The following is a 19,885-nucleotide window of genomic DNA, read 5'->3' as shown; positions in this document are numbered from 1 at the left end:
TTCGCCCGTGTCGCATCTCCTCGACCACGATGGTGGTCGTTCAGCACGTTAGGTGGCTGGAGCAGCTCGCGCGACGACGACGCGGACAGCGTTCCGGAATGCCGGAATGTATTGCGAAGCGCCTGTCAGCCGCGGTCGGCGCCGAAGCTCACGGAGCGCACGCCGGCGGCATCCGCCTCCTCGCGGGCGAGCCTCTTCTCGGCGTCCAGGTCGAGACCGCGCGCGAGGACGACGTAGGCGATCGCCGAGGCGATGAGGCCGACGAACAGAGCGATGTCGATGCCGCCGATGGCGGTCGCCACCGGACCGCTGAACCAGGTCGTGACGACGAAGGGGATCATCGCGACGATGCCGACGACGTAGGCCGTGATGCCGCGCCAGCCCCATGCGCCGTAGAGGCCGTGCGGGCGGAACATCTCCGCGACCGCGTAGCACCCGCGACGCACCAGGTAGTAGTCGACGAGGTTGACCGAGGTCCACGGCACCAGCACGTACAGCAGCACGACGAGGAAGCTGCCGAAGGAATCGAGGAACTCCCCCGTCGAGAACGCGGCACCCAGCAGACCGCCGAGCCCCACGAGCGAGCACGCGACGATGCGGGTCATCCGTGTCGGACGCACGGGACGGAACGAATCGGCGACCGTGATCAGCTCGATGCTCGCGGCGTAGATGTTGATCGTGATGACCGTGATGAGCGCGGGCAGCGCCGACCACAACAGCACGGGGCCGAGCCCCGGCAGGATCGCGTCTGCGGCCGCGGCGATCGCCTCGACCGGGTCGGCCTCCGTGAACAGCGACGCCACGAACGCTCCGAGGATCATGAGCCAGCCGGCCCCGACGATCACGCCCGAAGCGGTGTGGAAGAGAGCCTTGCTCGGGCTCGTCTGCGGAGGCAGGTAGCGCGAGTAGTCGGAGACGTACGGCGCCCAGCCGAGCGCGTAGGCCGCAGCGGCAGCGAACTGCACGAGGAACGCCGGCCAGTTCATCTCCGCGAACGAGAAGTCCGCGGCCGGGAGGGGCAGCACGAAGATCGCGACCACGGTGAACACGCCGAACGTGGCGAGGAACAGCCAGGTCAGCCACTTCTGCACCCGGTGGATCCAGTGATAGCCGACGATCGCGAGAGTCAACGCGAGAGCCGTGATGAGCACGTACCACCAGGCGCCCGCGTCGACGCCGGTCGTGGTCGTGAGCACCTGCCCTGCGAGCAGCTGGTTGAAGATGTTGAAGCCGACGATGCTCGCGACCACCACGAGGCACACGATCGCGACCCCGCGGTAGCCGAACTGGGCGCGGGACTGGATCATCTGCGGCAGCCCCAGCTGCGGCCCCTGCGCGGAGTGGAAGGCCGTGAAGACCGTGCCGACGCACACGCCCAGCACGATGGCGACGACCGAGACGAGGAAGTTCGCGCCCATCGCGACGCCGACCATCCCGGTCGCCAGGGTGGTGAGGTTCGCGTTCGACATGAACCACAGCGAGAACAGACTCGACGGTGTGCCGGTGCGCTCGGTCAACGGCACCCAGTCGATGGACTTGACCTCGATGCCGCTGGTCGCGGGCAGTGCGACCTCGGTCTGCGCGACGCCGGGCTCGGGGAGACCGCTGCTCTGATGTGACATGGGTGGGTTCCTTCTCGGGTGAGGAATCGGTGGATGCCGGCGCGAGGCCTGCGTGTCAGGACGAGTGCGCGCGGTAGATGTCTGGCCGGCGATCGGCGAAGAGGTCGTTGTGCGGGCCCAGCCCCTTGTCGCCGGTCGTGATCTGCAGGATCGCGGTCGCGGCGCCGTCGCCCTCCTCCGCGACGACCCAACCCTCCCCGTCGATCACCGCGGTGCCACCGGTCCACTCGACCCCGCGCTCGGCGCCGTGACGGTCCGCGATCACCGTGGGCAGCCGCGACGATCGCGCTGCGCCCATGGCCTGGATCGTCTCGGGCGGCCGCTCCCCCGCGGGGCGCGGAACCAGAGGCCAGTTCACAGGCAGAGCCAGCAGGTCGGCGCCGGAAAGGGCGAGGGCGCGCGGCACCTCGGGGAACTCGTTGTCGTAGCAGATCGCGACACCCAGGAGTCCGACGGCCGTGTCGACGATCATTCCGGCATCCGTCCCCGGGGTGAAGACGAGCTTCTCCTCACCCCAGAGGTGCGACTTGCGATAGACCGCGAGCACTCCCTCGCGCGTCAGCACCGCGGCGGAGTTGTAGAGGTCGTCGCCGTCGACCTCCGCGAACCCGACCACGGCGACCGTGTGCGAGCCGAGCCGAGAAGCCAATCGGCGCAGCCGGTCGTCGTCGCGGGGCATCGCGAGGCGCACGGCCTCGTCACGGTCCGCGAAGACGTAGCCGCTGGTGGCGAGCTCAGGCGCGACGACCAGGCGTGGAGTGTCGTCGTCGAACGCGGACAGGGCGTCGGCGAGGCGCCGCAGATTCCCCTCCACGTCGCCGACCTCGATCATCGGGCTCAGGGCGATCGCCTCGATCGTGCGCGCAGAGGAGACCGTCATGTCAGCAACAGTAGGACGCGAAGTGGCATCGTCCCATCCCACCGATCCTGTGGTCCCCATCGGGTTCGCCGATGGACGCGGTCGGCCGCGATGCACGAAGCCGCGCGCCCCGCTGCCGTCGGATCGAATCCGTCGGCTGCGGGACGCGCGGCTCGGCGCGAGGAGTTACTCCCCCGATGCGCCTTCCAGCTCGAGGAGCGTGTTGACGGCGTCCGTCAATCTCTTGTCGGCCTCGGCGAACTTCGTGAGGTCGCCCGACTTCAGCGCCGCGTCGCGGTCGAGCAGCGCCTGCTGCGCCTCCGCCAGCGCATCGGCCTCGGCATCCGTCGGCGTCGTCGGCTCGGTCGTCGGCACCTCGCCGGTGTCCGGATCCGGCTGCGTCGGTTCCACCTGGTCGTCGCCGCCGGTCGCACCCGAGTCACCGCCGAACAGTGCGTCGAGCGCCGCCGTCAGGGTGTCCTCGAACGCGACCTTGTCACCGAAGGCGACCAGCACCTTCTGCAGACGCGGCAGCTTCGTGCCCTCGGACGACTGCACGTACACCGGCTGCACGTAGAGCAGACCGCCACCCACGGGGAGAGTGAGCAGGTTGCCGTAGATCACCTGCGACTCGCCCTGCTGCAGCAGGTTCAGCTGCGGCACCACGGACGTGTCCGAGTTGTACGTGTTCTGCACCTGACCGGGACCCGGCACCGTGGTGTCGGTGTCGATCTCCAGCATCCGCAGCTGGCCGTAGCCCTCCGACTTCTTTCCTGCTTCCGATCCGGCGTCGGAGTCGACGGCGAGGTATCCCATCAGCACGTCACGGTTTCCGCCGCTGCCCGAGGCGCTCGGGATGAACGTCGAGAACATCGAGAACCGCGGGGAGTCCTGCCCGGGCATCTGCATCGTCAGGTAGTACGGCGGCTGGAGCACCGAGTCGCTGCGCGGGTCGTTCGGCGTCTGCCACCGGTTGTCCTGCTGTGCGAAGGAGCCTGCCGTGTTGATGTGATAGATCCCGAGGATGTCGCGCTGCACCTTGAACAGGTCGGTCGGGTACCGCACGTGGCTCATGAGGTCGCCCGACATCTCGCTGACCGGCTTGAGCGTCGACGGGTAGATCTTCTGCCACGTCTGCAGCACCGGGTCCTGGTCGTCCCACGCGTACAGCGTGACGGATCCGTCGTAGGCGTCCACGGTCGCCTTGACCGAGTTGCGGATGTAGTTGATCTCGTCGATCGCGAGGGACGGCGACGGGAGGTTCGAGTCGGCGATCGCCTCGGACAGGCTCACGTTCGTCGAGTAGGGGTACGACGAGCTCGTGGTGTAGCCGTCGATGATCCAGACGATGCGACCGTCCACGACGCTCGGGTACGGGTCGCTGTCGAGCTCGAGGTACGGCGCGACCTTCTGCACCCGCGTCTTCGGATCGCGGTCGTACAGGATCTGCGAGTCCTCGTTCACCAGGTTCGAGAACAGGATCTGCTCGGACTGGAACTTCAGCGCGTAGAGGAGCTTCGTGAACGTGTTGCCGATCTTCGGGCCGCCGTCGCCCTCGAACGTCGTCTTCGTCTCGCTCGACCCGTCCTTGCCGCGCGGGTAATCGATCTCGACGGGATCCGACCCGTCGGGCGCTCCGACGATCGAGTACTCCGGCGAGTTCTCGCCGAAGTACACGCGAGGCTCGAAGTTCTCCTGGTCGGTCAGGAATCCCGACGAGGGGATGCCGCGCTCGAGGAAGACGGGCTCGCCGTCGCTCGTGCGCTGGTTGCCCGCCGCCGCGACGAGACCGTAGCCGTGGGTGTAGACCGCGGCGCGGTTGTTCCAGTTCGACACGTCGACGCCGGCCATGTCGAGGTCGCGCACCGACACCACCGTGTCCTGCATCTGCCCGTCGATCTCGTACCGGTCGACGTCCATGTTCTCCTGGAACTGGTAGTAGCCGCGGTACTGCTCGAGCTGTCGGACGGTCGGACTGATGACGGCCGGATCGACGATGCGGATGGATGCCGTCGTCTCGGCGTCGGCACGGAGCTGGCCGGCCTCGGCGTCGGTCTCGGCTTCGAACGGCGTGGTCTCGAGGTCGGCGACGCCGTACGCCTCCTTGGTGCCGTCGATGTTCCGCTGATAGAACTCGGCCTGGTAGGCGTTCTGGTTCGGGCGCACCTGGAAGGTCGTGACCGCCCACGGGTAGCCGACGCCGACGACGAGCGAGGCGATGATCAGGAGCGCCGTCGCCGCGAGCGGGAACCGCCAGCGGCCGATCACGGCGGTGACGAAGAACAGCACGGCCACGATCGCGGCGATGATCGCGAGGATCGCGAGACCGGGGATCGTCGCGTTGACGCCCGTGTAGGCCGGGCCGACGATGCGGTCGTCGGGGCTCACCAGCGTCTTGTAGCGGTCGAGCCAGAGGCTGACGGCCTGCACGAGGAGGTAGAGACCCGCGGTCACCGCGAGCTGGATGCGCGCCGCCTTCGAGATGCGCAGCTCGCCCTGGCCGATGCGCACCGAGCCGTACAGGTACGACACCAGCGCCGTGACGATGAGCGTCAGCAGCAGCACCGCGGAGACGAACGCGAGCAGGATCGAGTAGAACGGCATCGCGAACATGTAGAAGCCGGTGTCGACCCCGAACTGCGGATCCGTGGTGTCGGTCGCCACGCCGTTCGCCCAGAGCCAGACGGTCTTCCACTGGCTGGCGGCCGAGAAGCCGGCGAAGAGGCCGAAGAAGATCGGCATGCCCCACATCGCGAGGCGGCGGAGGGGCTCGATGACCTCCTGGTAGCGGTCGAGCTGCGAGCTCAGCCGCACGTACACCGGACGCAGCCGGTAGGCGAGCTGGATCGCGACGAACAGCGGTACCGCCATGCCGAGGAACCCGACGACGAACATGGTCACCGTCGCGATCCACTGCGTCGTGAGCACGTTCGTGAAGCCCAGCTGGTCGAACCAGAGGTACTCGGTGAAGAGCGACGAGAAGACGAAGAAGACGGCGATCAGCGCGGCGATGATCGCCAACGAGATGCCGAAGATTCTTCGCGAGGTTCGAGGAGTGGCCGGGTTCGGTGCGGAAGTCGAGGTCACCCTTCCATCCTAGGCACGCCTTACTGTGGTGCGGCTGTCGTTCCTGTCACGGGGAGGTCACGGCGTCACTGCGCCGCGACGGTGTCGCAGGTCGGCAGCGACCCGACGTCCCCGCCGTCCGCGATCACCTCGAGCGCCGCGAGCGATTCGTCGAGCGTGGAGGTGCTCAGCACCGTGAGACCGTCGGGGATGTGCCCCGTCACCTCGTCGCAGTTCGACTCGGGCGCCAGGAAGTAGTCGGCACCCGCATCCCGCGCTCCGTAGAGCTTCTGACGGATGCCGCCGATCGGCCCCACCGTGCCGTCGGCCTCGATCGTCCCGGTGCCGGCGACGTTCTTCCCGCCGTTGAGCTCGCCGGGGGTCAGCGTGTCGATGATCCCGAGCGCGAACATCATGCCGGCGCTCGGACCGCCGACGTTGTCGAGCTGGATCGTCACGTCGACCTCGAAGTCGTAGTCGGTGCGCAGCGTGACACCGATGAGCCAGGTCGTGACGTCTCCCTCGACCTGCTTCTCGGGGGTGACCTCGACGGTCTGCTCCTCGCCGCCGCGCAGCACAGTCAACTGCACGGGGTCGCCCGCTGCGTCCTGGATCGCCTCGCGCAGCAGCTTCGCGGACGTGACGGGAGTGCCGTCGACGGCGGTGATCACGTCTTCAGGTTCGAGCCGTCCGGCCGCGGGGGCGTCGTCGAGCACCTCGACCACGGCGACGGCAGCACCCGTGTCGTAGCCGAGCTCGCCCAGAGCAGCCGCCGTCGCCTCGTGCTGCGAGTCGACCATCAGGGTCGCGTTGCGCTCGTCGCGCTGCTCGCTCGTCTGCCCCTCGGGGAACACCGATTCGATCGGGACGACGGCTCGCGACGGGTCGGTCCATGCCAGCGCGAGCTCGAACCAGCTCGGCGTGCGCTCGCGGTTGCCGACGACCTGCACGGTCGTCAGGTCGAGGGTCCCCGCGGTCTCGAACGTCTCGGCGCCCTCGACCTTGATGAGCGGAACCTGCTCGTCGTCGGCACCGACCGCCGTGCCGAGAGTGTCGTAGACGGGTCCCGGTCGCTGGATGACGTAGGGCGTGGGAAGGAAGGTGAGTACGACGAGCGCGATCAACGCGACGATCAGCGCCCACACTCCCAGCCCGAGCTTCACAGACCGGGTTCGATCCACAGGTTCCTCCGTCGTTCGCGGGCGGCGTACAGCGATCTGCCCATGCCCGGGTCTTGCGGCCGATCCTGTGACTAGCGTAGATGCCACGGCTTCAGACGTGCTGAGAGGCGAACCCGATGGCAGACAACGACCCGACCCCCGAGGACTTCCAGGAGTTCCTCCGACGAATGATGTCCGGCCAGGGAGGCGGAGACATCGACCCCGAGGCGCTTCGCAACGCGTTCTCGGGCATGGACGGGCTGCAGCTGGACCCGGCCATGATGCAGACGATCATGGCGCAACTGCAGGGCGCCTTCGGCGGTGACGCCTGGGAGAACGCGCTACGGCAGGCGCTCCACATCGCCAACCGCGACGGCCTCGGGATCTCCGAGGGGTCGCGCACCTCGCTCGCCGACTCGTTCGCCCTCGCCGACCTCTGGCTCGGCGAGGCGACCACCATCTCCGAGCTCGCCGAGGCGCCCAAGGCCATGACCCGCGGCGAATGGGTCGAGGCGACCCTCCCGGTGTGGAAGGAGATCGCCGACCCGGTATCGACGAGCATCGCCGACGCTCTCACCGCGGCGCTCGACAGCCAGGTCCCCGACGACATGCGGGAGGTGGTGCAGGGCGCGGGCAAGCTCATGCGCGGACTCGGCGGATCGGTGTTCGCCGCCCAGTTCGGCCAGGTGCTCGGCAACCTGTCGCTCGAGGTCGTGTCGGGCGGCGACGTCGGCATCCCGGTGCTGCCGGCCGGCACCGCGGCCGTGATCCCGCAGAACCTGGCGGGCTTCGGCGACGGTTTGGAGATCCCGGACGACCAGATCGCGCTGTACATCGCGACCCGTGAGCTCGCCTACGCGCGTCTCTACCGGCACGCGAAGTGGCTGCACCTGCACGTCATGGCGCAGATCACCGACTTCGCCCGCGGCGTGACGGTCGACGTGGACGCGCTCGAGGACGTCGCGAGCCGTCTCGACCCCTCCGACCCCGAGGAGCTGCGCGCGGCGATCGAGGGCGGTGCGCTCCTGCCCACGCAGACCGATGCCCAGCGCGAGGCCCTCGCCCGGCTCGAGAACCTCGTCGCGACGATCGACGGATGGGTCGACGTCGTCACAGCGCAGGCGACCGCTCGCCTCCCCGACGGCGCGCGCATCGCGGAGGCCGCGCGTCGGCGCCGCGCGGTCGGCGGGCCCGCAGAGGACGCCCTCGGCGCGCTCGTGGGCCTCAAGCTGCGCCCGCGTCGCCTGCGCGAGGCGTCAGCGATGTGGCAGGCGGTGACGGATGCCGTCGGCGCGGCCGGACGCGACGCGCTGTGGGACTACCCCGACCTCATGCCGACCTCGGAGGACATCGACGATCCCACGGCGCTGGTCGCCCGGCTGCAGGCGACGGCCCGGGGCGAGCAGCCCGTGGCCGACGAGTTCGACGAGGCACTGGCGCGGCTGCTCGACGGCGACGACTTCGGCGAGTCGTCGCCGGATGCGTCCGACGCGCGCGATGAATCGGACGACGACGAGTCCCCCGGCGGCGACCGCCCCGTATGACCCGCCCGACGTGACGCCCGCGAGGCGCCTCTCCTGCACGGAACGGCGCCTCGCGGAGTTCTCCACCGATACGGCGATCGTGGCGCCCCGGCATCCGATTCCTCCGCACAATCGAGGGATGCCGCTCAGCACTCCGACGATCACCCGCATCGACCCCGCCGTCCCCCTCCTCTGGCGCGACGGCGACACGCTGCAGGTCGGGCTCGAGGGGACCCTGCGCATCCCGGCATCCGCGCCGTGGGTCGAGCACGTGCTCGCTCGCATGGCGGCCGGCTTCCGCCGCTCCGCCTTCGACGTGATCGCGCACTCCCTCGGGGCGCCGCGCGCCGAGGCCAGGGCGCTGTACGCGCGCCTCGAACCGCTGCTGGTCGACGAGGTCGCCGTGCATCGAGCCGCCTGGGTCGAAAGCATCGACGTCCGCGACGGGCGGTGCGAGTACCGCCTGCGCGAGGCCCTGCTCGACGAAGGGGTGCCGCCGGGCGATCCGCGCTCGACGGCGGACATCGCGGTCGTGCTCGTCGAGGGCGCAGCAGCCGCCCTGCAGTTCCGACGCTACCTGCGCGGCGACGTGCCGCATCTGCCGGTGGCGCTGGAGCGTGGGAGAACCACAGTGGGGCCGCTCGTGGTGCCGGGGAGCTCGCCGTGCCTCGCGTGCCGAGACGCCCACGAGCGTGATCGCGATCCCGCCTGGCCGCGGCTGCACACGCAGTTGATCGGCCGTGCCTCGGGGCCGATCAGCGCCCTCCGTATCGCGGATGCGGCCACGGCGGTCGCCGCGATCCTCACCGCCGGAGCCGACGGTGCCGTGATGGAACTCAGCGGCGGCGGTCGACGCGAGCTGCGGCCGGCGAGATTTCACGAAGAATGCCGGTGCCGCGAGCAGTCGTTCCTATCTCTGCCAGGAAGCGCGACGGCGCCCGTTCCCCTCGGCCGGCTGAGCGCGACCACGACACCGAGAGCGTACGCGCGGCCCGCGTGACGCCGACGTAGGCGAGACGTCGCTCCTCGTCGATCGCGTCAAAGCCGGTCGCATACGAGATCGGCAGAGCGCCCTCCGCCCAGCCCGCCAGGTGCACGTGCGGCCACTCCAGTCCCTTCGCGGCGTGCAGCGTCGACAGGGTCACCGTGCGCATGGTCGGCTCGTGCTGATCCTTCGCGCGTGCCATCAGCGCGTCGCTGAAACTGCGCAGCGTCTCGTCGGGTCCGGCCTCCTCGGCGAGTCGCAGGATCGCGCGTCGTGCCTCCCACCCGTCTCGCTGCGCGCCACCGGCCGCAGGGGGCTCGTCGGTGAGACCCAGCTCGCGGAGAACCCGCTGCACACCGGGGAGGAACCCGTGCTCGGTCGGTGCGACCGCCGCCGCCCGCAGGGCGAGGATGGCCTGGCGGACCTCGGGCATGGCGAAGAAGCGCGTGCCGCCGAGCACCGAGGTGGCGATCCCCTCTGCGGCGAGCGCCTGCTGCAGAGCGGCCGACTGCGCGTGCGCGCGGTACAGCACCGCGATGTCGGAGGGTGAGGCGCCCTCCTCGATACGTGCGGAGACCGCGGCGGCGATGCCCTCCGCTTCGTCGCGCTCGCTGTCGTACGCGGTCACGGTCGGCGCATCCGCCGAGAACGTCTCGCGTGCGGGCATCAGTTCCAGTGCTCCCGGCCGGCCGCGCATGAGGGCGTTGGCCGCCTCGAGGATCGGGGCCTGCGACCGGTAGTTCGTCTCGAGTCGCACGACGGTGGCGTCGGGATGCCGTCGCTCGAACTCGAGAAGGAAGCGCTGCTCGGCTCCTGCAAACGAGTAGATCGTCTGACTCGCGTCGCCGACGACGCAGATATCACGTCGGTCGCCGAGCCAGAGCTCGAGGAGACGGTTCTGCAGCGGCGACACGTCCTGGAACTCGTCGACCGTGAAGTGGCGGTACTGCTCGTGCACGGAGGCGGCGACGCGGGGTTCGGCCTCCAGCATCCCCGCGCAGGCGAGCAGCACGTCTTCGAAGTCGAGCTGATGCCGCTCGTCCTTGAGCGCCTCGTAGCGCTGCTGCAGCTCGACGAGCTGCTGGGCGTCGATGCCGCTGGGCGTGCGGCCGAGCGAGGCGTGCTTCTCGATCGAGAGCATCGACACCTTGCGCCACTCGATCTCGGACGCGATGTCGCGCAGCGTCGCCGTGCTCGGACGAAGGCGCATCGCGTCGGCGGCCTGCCCCAGCATCCGCACCTTGTTGTCGATGATCGACGGAGCCGGCGATCCGGCGAGGGTCGGCCAGAAGAAGTTCAGCTGGGCGAGCGCCGCGGCGTGGAACGTCCGCGCGGCGACGCCCTCGACCCCGAGCGCTCGCAGGCGTCCGCGTAGCTCGCCCGCCGCCTTCGCCGTGAAGGTGACCGCCATCACACGCGACGGCGAATAGGCGCCGGTGTCGACGCCGTGCGCGATGCGGTGGGTGATCACCCGGGTCTTGCCGGTACCGGCGCCGGCGAGCACGGCGACAGGACCGCGCAGCACGGACGCCGCCTCCCGCTGCCTGTCGTCGAGCGCGTCGAGCGCGCTCACGCGCGCCCCTCGTACCAGGCCGTGATCAGCGCACGCGCGATCGATGCCGGGCCCGGCAGTCCGACGGGTCCCTGCCCGGAGAGCGCGGTGCCGATCTCGTCGCGCGTGAACCAGCGGACGTCGATGATCTCCTCGCCGTCGGGGCGCACCTCGGCCTCGTCGAGCGCGACGGCGCGGAAGCCGAGCATGAGCGATCGAGGGAACGGCCAGGGCTGCGACGACACGTAGTGCAGCGACGCGAGGCGCACCCCCGCCTCCTCGCCCAGTTCGCGGTGCACCGTCGTCTCCAGCGACTCCCCCGCCTCGGTGAAGCCGGCGAAGCAGGAGTACATGCGTCCGCCCCAGTTGGCGTTCGCGCCCAGGAGCAGACGCTCGCCGTCGGCGCTCTCGACGGCGACGATCACCGCGGGGTCGGTGCGCGGGAAGTGCTCGCGGCCGCACACGAGGCAGCGCCTCGACCAGCCGGCCTGACGGAGTTCGGTTCCTCCGCCGCAGGTCGGGCAGAACGGTGCGTCGCGCAGCCATCCACCGAGGGCGAGGGCCTCGATGAGCAGCTCGGAGTCCTCGTCGCCGAGGCGGGCTCCGAGATCGCGGAGACCCAACCACGTCTCGTCCGGGGCGGTGTCGATCGTGTCGGCCTCGGGGGTCAGGACCGCGAGGAGCACGACCGCGTCTTCGGAGTCGCGGCCCAGCAGCGCCCAGGTCGCTTCGCCGACCTCGGAGGGGGCGACGCGCAGAAGCTGTGGTTCGTCGAGATCCGCACCGGCGATGCGCGCGCGGCCGTCGCGGACGGCGATGACCTTGGTGGTGTCGTCGGCCCGGAGCCGCTCGATCACACCTGTCTCGGCCCGCAGCTCGGCCGCACGGTCGAAGGACGCGCGCATCGTGGTCATCGACTCCCTCTCTCACGGGCGTGGCGGAGGCGGGACCGCCCCGGCGCCCGCCTACCCTGGGGGTATGGGACGCTCTCCTTTCACTCTAGCCGCGGCGGTGACGGCCGCACTGCCCGGAGCGGAGGTGACCGGAGCGCGACCGCTGACCGCGGACGGCGACGGACGTTTCGACTCCGCGGTCGCCTCCCTCGCCGACGGTCGGGAGCTTGCGATCCGTGTGGCGGAGGACGACGAGGCCGGTCGCGAGCTCGCCGCCGAAGCGCTCGCTCTCCGAGCCCTGACCGCCGGAGCCCGCGCGATGCTGCCGTTCGAGGCCCCCGTGTACATCGGCGAGACGCGCCTGGGCGATGCCCGCGCGCTCGTCACGGAGCTGCTTCCCGGCTTCCAGATCGAGGCCGCCCACGTGCCGGCGGGTCGCGGCGCTGCCGAATCGATGGGCGCCGCGATCGCGGCCGTGCACGCGCTGCCGACCTCCGTCGTGCGGAGCGCCGGCCTTCTCGCCCGAACCGCGCAGGAGAGCCGCGACGAGATCGCCAGACTGGTCGACACGGCCGCGGCGACCGGACGGGTACCCGCACGCCTCACGGTGCGCTGGCGCGAGGCGGTCGCCGACGACGACCTCTGGCGTTTCGAGTCGACGGTCGTGCTCGGCGGGGTGCAGGCCACCTCCTTCGTCTTCCGCGACGACCCCGAGGCCGGGCCTCAGGTCACCGGTCTGCTCGGCTGGCACTCGCTGTCGGTGGGAGACCCGGCCGTCGACCTCTCCTGGCTCTCGACGGCACCGGATGCCGCGGACGACGTGACCGCGGCGTACGCGCGCGCGATCGACCGCGTGCCGGATCCGGCGCTCGAGGTGCGCGGCCGGCTGCTCGCGGAGCTCGAGTTCGCGCGCTGGCTCGTACACGGCGACTCGCTGCACCGGCAGGACATCGTCGACGACGCGGCCGCCCTGCTCGAGGCACTCGCTGACGGGCTGCGGCATGACGACCTCACGGTGATCTCAGCACGTGCGGACGGCGTCGACTCGGCCATGGACGCCCTCGACCGCGTTGCCGCCACGGCAGCTGCCGGCGCGGGAGCCGCTGGCGCCACGGCGATGGAGACCGACGCCTACAACCCCGACGAGCTGTGGCAGGACGAGTCGAGCGACGACGGGCGGCGCGACACCGGCTCGAACGGCGGCGGGGCGGATGCCGACAGCACCCATGACCTCTCGGATGCCGTGGCGGACGCCGCCGCTGAAGCCGCGCGGCGTGCCGACGTCGGCGGGCTCGAGACGGAGGATCTGTCGGGCGTACGGGACAGGTTCCCCGGCTCCCGCGGCGGCGACGGGTCGCGGGACTCGTCACACGGGTCTTCTGCCGTGGATTCGCACGACTCCCCCGAGGACGAGGCTCAGCGCGCCGCGCGCGCCGCGCTCCAGCGCTGGAGGAGCTCCGACTCCGAGTAGACGCGGTCGCCGCGGATGACCAGGTCGTCGGCGACGTAGTACAGCGCGACGTCGATCTCGTCCAGCGGGACCCCGAACCGACGGTGGTAGGCGAGCCGGTACAGGGCGAGCTGCAGCATCCGCTCCTCGCGCTCCTGCGCCGTGCGGGGTGCTTTGCCCGTCTTCCAGTCCACGATCTCGATCCGGCCCCCGCGGTCCGCGCGGCGGTACACGGCGTCGAGCTTGCAGATGACGATGTGTCCTGAGCCGTCGTCGTCCGGTGCTCCGCCGAGCGCGAAGTCGATCTCGATCTCGACGGCGATCGGCGCCAGCCCGCCCCATTCGCTGCGCTCGAAGATCTGCTGAAGGGTCTGCAGATCCGCCGCGTCCGCGGGCGACACGTCGCCCGGCGAGTCGGCGGCGGGGTCGTCTTCATCGAGCTCCCACAGCGCCTCTTCGACGCGCGTGCCGACGCCGACCAGCTCGCTGCGCCGCTCGACCCAGGCGTGGAAGAGTGTGCCGAGCCTCGTCTGCCGGTACGGCCGCTCGGGCATCGGGCGCACGATCGACGAGATCGTGGCGTCGAAATCGGTGACGTAGTCCTTGAACCGCGATGCAGGCACACGCGTGGGGGGCTGAGCGGCCGTGCCGCGCAGGCGTGCCTCGCGCTCGGCGAGGAGACGGGCCAGCTCAGGACTCGCGACCGGATCGTCGGCCGCAGCGGACCGGACGGCGGTCGCAGCGGACTCGACGAGCGGGCGGCGCGCGCCGAGCGGATCGAGCGGCCAGCTCAGCGTGGCGCCGGGCCCCTCGTACGGGTTGTCATCCGGGTCCACCGGCTCGATCGCGTCGAGGCCGAGCACGTCCATGGCCTCGACGAGGAAAGGACTCGGCACGCGCGGCGACTTCTGCCCGGCCCAGTGGGCCCCGGTCAGCAGCAGATCGGTGCGCGCCCTCGTGACCGCGACGTAGGCCAGGCGGCGCTCTTCCTGCTGCTGGTAGTCGCGATAGGAGTCCTTGAAGCGCTTGAGAGCACCGCCCTGCGGGTTCGCCTTGGACACGCCGCCCGACAGCGACGACTGCGCGAGAGCCTGCCGCTTCTTCGGGTCGGTCTCGTCACCCATCGCCGCCGCCGGGTCCCAGTCGAACCGCGGCAGGGCGTCGCGGTCGCCGCGCAGGGCGAAGGGCACGACGCCGAATCCGAACCATCCCGAGGTGTCGGACACGCGGCCGGGTAGTTCGTCGGTGACGAGTCGCACGACGGCGACGGCATCCCACTCCAGACCCTTCGACCCATGGATCGTCAGCAGCTGGACGACTCCCGGCTCAGGGGGTTCGGGTCGCGGCATGAGCTCATCGGTGCTCTCGGCCTTGTCGAGCCAGGCGAGCAGTGCGCCGATCGTGCCGCGCTCGTCGGCGGCGAGGAAGGCCCGTACCTCGTCGGCGAACGCTCGGAGCTGCGTCGCCGCGACCCGCGCCGGCCCCCGCGTCTCGTTGGCCGCGAGCTCGATGTCGAGCCGGAGTTCCAGCTCGATCAGGCGGACGAGCTCGGGGATCGGCTGTGACGACGCGCGCCGCAGCCGTTCGAGCATCTCGCCAGCGGCGCGGATGCGGGAGCGCCCCTCGGGACTGATTCCCGCGATGAGCCGGTAGTCGTCGCGCACCGCGCGCACGACGTCGACCGCGTCGATGATCGACACGGCCTCGTCGGCGCCGCGCGAGGAGCGGAGGCGCACGCGCACCTCCTCCGGCAGCGGCATCATCCCGGTGTCGCGCTCGGAGAGTGTGCGGCCGAGATCGTAGAGCGCGGCCATGTCTGCGACGCCGACCGCGAACCTCGGTCCGGTGAGGAGCCGGATGAGGGCGGACCCGGCCGTCGGATCGTGCACGACGCGCAACGTCGACACGACGTCGACCACCTCGGGCGTCGCGAGCAGTCCTCCGAGACCCAGGATGCGATGCGGCACGCCGCGCGCGGCGAGAGCGGCCGCGAACGTCTGCATGTGGCGCTTCGAGCGGAACAGGATCGCACCGGTGTGGGGACGACCCGCCGCTGCCTGATCATGTGCTGCCCGCCGCTCGACGAACCATCCGGCGACCTCGGCGGCCTCGTCGTCGACGGTGAAGGGGAAGCGCACCTGCACCGCACCCTCCCCCGCCCCCGGCCGCGGTTCCAGCGGAGGCACGTCGAGCCCCGGCCGCTGCAGCGGCTCCAGAACGCGGTTCGCGACGTCGAGGATGCGGCTGTCGTTGCGCCAGCTGGTCATGAGGCTGTAGGTCGCTGCCGGAGACTCGTCCCGGCCGGTGAACGCGCCCGAGAACGCGTACAGGTTGTCGGCGCTCGCCCCGCGCCACCCGTAGATCGACTGGTGCGGGTCGCCGACCGCCATCACCGCGGAATCACGGAAGAGCTCGGCGAGGAACCGGGTCTGGATGACCGAGGTGTCCTGGTACTCGTCGAGCAGCACGACGCGATGCTGCTCGCGCAGCTCGGCGCGGACGTCGGGCGCCGATTCGACGATGTCGTACGCCCCGCCGACCTGATCGGCGAAGTCGAGCACCCCCCGTCGGCTCTTCTCCGCGATGTAGTCGCGCACGAGCTGCGCGAGGGTCCCGAGACTCAGGAGGTTCGTCGCGGCGGTCTCGACGGCGGCCGTGCCCCGGTACGGAGCGAAGGCCTCGGCCTGCTCCCTCGCGATCCGCACCGCGTGATCGAGGTCCACCCGATGGTCGAGCACGTCTCCGGCGAGCCGCTGCACCGCGTCGATCACGGTGCCGAGCGCGAAGTCGATCTCTTCGAGTTCGGGGATGTCGGACCGCAGCACGACCTCGCGCGCCAGCATCCAGGACGCGGCCTGACTCAGCATCGCGACGTCGGCGTCACGACCGATGCGGGCGGCGTGCTCTCTCACGATGCCGTCGGCGAAGGCGTTGTATGTCGACACGCGGGGGCGGATCATCAGCTCCTCCGCGGCGCGCGGTGTCGCCGGATCCCACCCTGTGCCGTACGCGTCGGCGAGCTCGTCGAGCACCCGCGAGCGGACGACGTCGCGCTGCCGACCGGAGGCGGCGGCATCGACGCGCTGCAGCGCGCCGGTCGCCACGATCTCGGGGAGGAAGGGCAGCAGTCCGCGGCGTCCGTACTCGTCGATCAGAGCGAGCCGCGTGCCGATGCGCTCGGCGAGCTCGCCCGCCGCCTTGCGGGTGAAGGTCAGACCGAGCACCTCGTCGCGGCGGACGTGACCGTTCGCCACCAGCCACACGACGCGGCCGGACATCGTCTCGGTCTTGCCGCTCCCCGCACCCGCGACCACGAGCGCCGGTGCGGGCGGCGCCTCGATCACGCGCTGCTGCGCGGGCGTCGGCGACGGCTGTCCGAGCGCCGCGGCCACGTCGGTCGCCGAGATGCCGAGGGTACCCGGCCACGACTCGGCGGTCGCGCGCGGCGCATCGATCAGGCTCATGCGCTCACCGCCGGCACCGTGTGGATGCGGCAGGGATTGATGCGGCGCTGGGTGTCGGCGCAGTGCGCCTCGACCTGGGCGGTGAAGCTGGACGCCGACATGCCGCGCGCGGCCTCCCCCACCCGGCGCAGGAACGCGGTCCTGGCCTCGTCGTCGAGCGTGTGCTGATGCGCGATGCGGTAGTCGCTCTTGGCCAGGGTCTTCGAGACCACGACCAGCCGAGCCCCGGCGAGCGCATCGGCGGGCGCATCCGGGATGAGCCCTTGCTGCACCGCGACCTGGTAGGCCGCGAGCTGGGCGTGCTCGACCACACCCGGGTCGGACTCGGGATCGGACTTGCCGGTCTTGAGGTCGACCACGACGACCCGCTCCCGCCGCGCATCGTCGGCCTCGGCGACTGCGGCGATGGGCTGCCATTTCTGCCCTCGCGCGTGCGGATGATCGCCCGCACCGGGCGGATACAGCTCCACGCGGTCGATGTAGCCGTGGATGATCGCCTGATCGCCCTGCGCATCGCCGACGGGATGCACCGCGGGGATCTCGTCGTCGCTCGCGAAGATGTCGACGGCGAAGCGGAACTCCACCTCGCTCGCGATCTCGCGGCCGCCGTCGCGGCGGACATCATGGAGGTACGTGTGCAGCCGGTCGATGAGGGTGTCTGCGCGGCGCCGCTCCTTGCGCCCGATCCACTCCGTCTCGAAGTCGAGCTCGGGCCAGTGCTCGGCGAGCACGGCGCGCATCTTCTCGAGATCACCCTCAGGCGACTTCTCCATCGCCTCGTGCACGATCGTGCCGATGCCGGCGGTCGGCGGCATGACGGTATCTCCGCCCAGAGCCGAGACGGCCCAGTTCAGACCGCACTCCTCGTACGATTCGAGGCGCGACGGCGATACCCGGGCACCCTCCGCCGCCAGGTCGCGGAGTCCGGCGTCCGTCGACGGCGGCGTGACCCCGTACCACTCGGACGGGTCGGCGCCGGGTACGCCTTCCCGGGCGAGCACCGCCAGCTGGGATGCGGCCTCGATCCGTGCTGTCGCGGAGTGGGAGGTCGTGAGCACCCGCCGATGCCGCGCGACGAGACCTCGCAGTGTGAGCGGATGCTCTGCCGAGGCGTGCTGGGCCGGGGGCAGCGGCGGCGGAAGGAACGCGAAGAACGGGCTCGGGGTCATGTCGTCGTCGTCGACAGCGGTGATGAGCAGCCGACGTCGCGACCGCGAGATCGCCCTGACGAAGAGACGCAACTCGTCGTGCAGCGCCGCGCGGCGGCGATCGAGCACGCCCGGGGGTTCCTCGGCGCGGCCCGTACGCCTGGCGAGCAGCGCCTCGGCGAGCCGCCAGGTCTGCAGCATCCCGCCGCGGAGACGCACGTTCGGCCACACGCCGTCCTGCACCCCGGCGACGACGACGGCGTCGAACTCGGTTCCGAGCGCGGTGGCCGGCGTGAGCAGGGTCACCCGGCCCGGTCGATCGGGGCTCGAGAGCGAGTCCTCCGGCACCTCGCTGTCGAGGATGTCGCGCACGAACACCTCGGGCCGCTCGTTCGGCGTGCGCTCGACGAACCGCTTCGCCGCGCCGAACAGCGAGACGAGTGCGTCCAGGGCCCTGGCGGTCTCGGCACCGCTCGCCTGCATCGACATCTCGCGCCACGCGATCTGCAGCGACCTGCCGTCCACCGCCCTCGCGCGATCCCAGACCCGCCAGAGCAGGTCGTGGATCGTCTCACCCTCGGCGGCTCCCTCCGCGACCTCGGCGACGGTCTGCGCGAACCTCGCGGCCGTACGCGATTCCGCCGCATCGATCAGCGTGAAGTGGTCGGGCGCCGTCAACGCCTGGCGAAGCAGCTCTCTGGCCGGCGTGGATCCGCCCTGCTCGAGCTCCACGTGCCGGAGTCGCGCGCGCAGCCGCCGGAGACCGATCGCGTCCATCCCGCCGAACGGTGTGCGTAGCGCTTCCTCCCACTCCTGCGGGGTGCGCTCCTCGGCCGGCGTCAGTGCGAGGCGGACGACGCCGACGATGTCGCGCACCGCCGACTCGCTGCCGAGCGGGCGCTGCACGCCTGCGGCGCGGGTGGGGATCTCGCGTGCGGCGAGCTCGGTCTCGAGCTGCGCGACCTGACGCGTGTCGTGCGCGATCACCGCCATGCGATCCCACGCCACGCCGTCGACCAGATGCCATTCGCGCATGACGCCCGCGATGCGATCGAGCTCCTCGTAGGGCGAGGGGGCGATGAAGGTAGAGACCGACGCCTCCTCCTCCGCGCCGTCGAGCGGCGGTGTGGGCGCACGCCGATGATCGACGCGACCCGATGCGCCGATCGCCTGTGTGACGGTCCGCGTGAGTGCGGTCAGCGGCGGCGTCTGACGGTGCGGGGCGTCGAGCACGTGCACCCCGCCGAGCGTGGCGGCGAGCTGCGCGAACAGCTCGGGCGTCGCACCGCGGAACGCGCCGGAGGAGATGTCGGGGTCGCCGAACGCGAGCACGGCCACGCCCCGCTCACGGAGCGCCTGCACGAGCGCCACGCCGCCTCGGGTGAGCTCCTGGGCGTCGTCGATGAGCACGACGCGGAGATCGGCGAGCGGTCCGAGCTCTGCGGCGCCTGCGCTCTGCAGGATCGTGCGCGCCTCGGTGAGCAGGTCGGCCGCGTCGCGGTGCGCGGCACGGGCGAGGTCGAGCACGGCGCGGTACTCCACGAGGAAGTCGGCCACGGCCGTCCAGACCGGATCCCCGGCGCGACGCAGGTCGTCGGGCTGCGCACCCAGCTCGGCGCACTCCGCGAGGAAGGCCCTGAGTTCCGAGCGGAAGCCGCGCGATCCGCGCACGGACGCGCTCAGCGCCTCCGGCCAGTCGATGTGCTCGTCCTCCGCATCGCCGGCGAGGAGGTCGGCGATCAGTCGGTCCTGGTCTGCTCCCGTCAGCAGCGCGGGCGGCTCTTCGCCCTGATGCACCATGGCGCCACGCACGATCTGGAAGGCGAACGACCCGAGCGATCGCGCCAGCGGACCGGGGGTAGCCTGCCCGATCCGCACGCCGATGCGATCGCGCAGCGACGTCGCCGCCTGACGGCTCGGCGTCAGCACCAGCACGTGTTCCGGTCGCAGGCCCTCGGTGCCGAGGAGATGCACGACGCGCTCGATAAGCACCCGCGTCTTCCCGGTCCCCGGCGCACCGATGACGATGCCGGATGCCGTCGCATCTGCGCCGATCACGGCGGTCTGCGCGGCATCCTCTGTCATGTCCTCCACGCTACTGCGACGCGCCGACATCGTCGTCCGGCAGCCACGGGAGCACGCCGTGGGCGCCCTGTGCGCTCA

The 19,885-nt window shown here is 70.9% G+C and carries 10 protein-coding genes; 2 read left to right on the top strand and 8 right to left on the bottom strand.

Features of this window, described 5'->3' with window-relative positions; translation table 11 throughout:
• Positions 1-125: 125 nt before the first annotated feature.
• The 4 genes from RAC81_RS00155 to RAC81_RS00140 form a co-directional block, all read right to left on the bottom strand.
• The gene (locus tag RAC81_RS00155) at positions 126-1,622 is read right to left on the bottom strand and encodes a purine-cytosine permease family protein (protein ID WP_375080415.1); all 1,497 of its coding nucleotides are present in this window, start codon (positions 1,620-1,622) and stop codon (positions 126-128) included.
• Between the two features lie 55 nt (positions 1,623-1,677).
• Positions 1,678-2,502, bottom strand: a complete 825-nt coding sequence (locus tag RAC81_RS00150) for a nitrilase-related carbon-nitrogen hydrolase (protein ID WP_375080414.1) — start codon at positions 2,500-2,502, stop codon at positions 1,678-1,680.
• A 165-nt stretch (positions 2,503-2,667) separates the two neighbouring features.
• Positions 2,668-5,568, bottom strand: a complete 2,901-nt coding sequence (locus RAC81_RS00145) for a UPF0182 family protein (protein ID WP_375080413.1) — start codon at positions 5,566-5,568, stop codon at positions 2,668-2,670.
• Positions 5,569-5,633: 65 nt separating this feature from the next.
• A complete protein-coding gene (locus tag RAC81_RS00140) occupies positions 5,634-6,728 on the bottom strand; it encodes a PDZ domain-containing protein (protein WP_375080411.1) in 1,095 nt (364 codons plus the stop codon).
• A gap of 116 nt (positions 6,729-6,844) precedes the next feature.
• Between RAC81_RS00140 and RAC81_RS00135 the strand changes: the two genes are divergently transcribed.
• Entirely contained in the window at positions 6,845-8,251 is a 1,407-nt protein-coding gene (locus RAC81_RS00135; protein ID WP_375080410.1) for a zinc-dependent metalloprotease, read from the top strand.
• 815 nt (positions 8,252-9,066) lie between these two features.
• Here RAC81_RS00135 and RAC81_RS00130 read toward each other — a convergent pair.
• Complete coding sequence (locus RAC81_RS00130) at positions 9,067-10,788, bottom strand: ATP-dependent helicase (protein WP_375080409.1); 1,722 nt, start codon at positions 10,786-10,788, stop codon at positions 9,067-9,069.
• Positions 10,785-11,681, bottom strand: a complete 897-nt coding sequence (gene nudC, locus RAC81_RS00125) for an NAD(+) diphosphatase (protein WP_375080408.1) — start codon at positions 11,679-11,681, stop codon at positions 10,785-10,787. The genes RAC81_RS00130 and nudC overlap by 4 nt, the downstream gene beginning before the upstream one ends.
• A gap of 64 nt (positions 11,682-11,745) precedes the next feature.
• Here nudC and RAC81_RS00120 point away from each other — a divergent pair, with 64 nt between their 5' ends.
• On the top strand, positions 11,746-13,131 hold the full coding sequence (locus tag RAC81_RS00120; RefSeq protein ID WP_375080407.1) for a phosphotransferase: 1,386 nt from the start codon (positions 11,746-11,748) through the stop codon (positions 13,129-13,131).
• Here RAC81_RS00120 and RAC81_RS00115 read toward each other — a convergent pair.
• Both RAC81_RS00115 and RAC81_RS00110 read right to left on the bottom strand, forming a co-directional pair.
• On the bottom strand, positions 13,077-16,574 hold the full coding sequence (locus tag RAC81_RS00115; RefSeq protein ID WP_375080406.1) for a UvrD-helicase domain-containing protein: 3,498 nt from the start codon (positions 16,572-16,574) through the stop codon (positions 13,077-13,079). The two genes, RAC81_RS00120 and RAC81_RS00115, sit on opposite strands and share 55 nt — an antisense overlap.
• Positions 16,571-19,807: an ATP-dependent helicase gene (locus RAC81_RS00110; RefSeq protein WP_375080405.1), complete on the bottom strand. Its 3,237-nt coding sequence runs from the start codon at positions 19,805-19,807 to the stop codon at positions 16,571-16,573. Before RAC81_RS00110 ends, RAC81_RS00115 begins: the two co-directional genes overlap by 4 nt.
• Positions 19,808-19,885 lie beyond the last annotated feature (78 nt).

Source organism: Microbacterium sp. CR_7 (genome assembly GCF_041954755.1).
Taxonomy (GTDB): domain Bacteria; phylum Actinomycetota; class Actinomycetes; order Actinomycetales; family Microbacteriaceae; genus Microbacterium.
The sequence above is the reverse complement of the archived record's forward strand: the minus strand, read 5'-3'. Positions and strand labels throughout refer to the sequence as shown.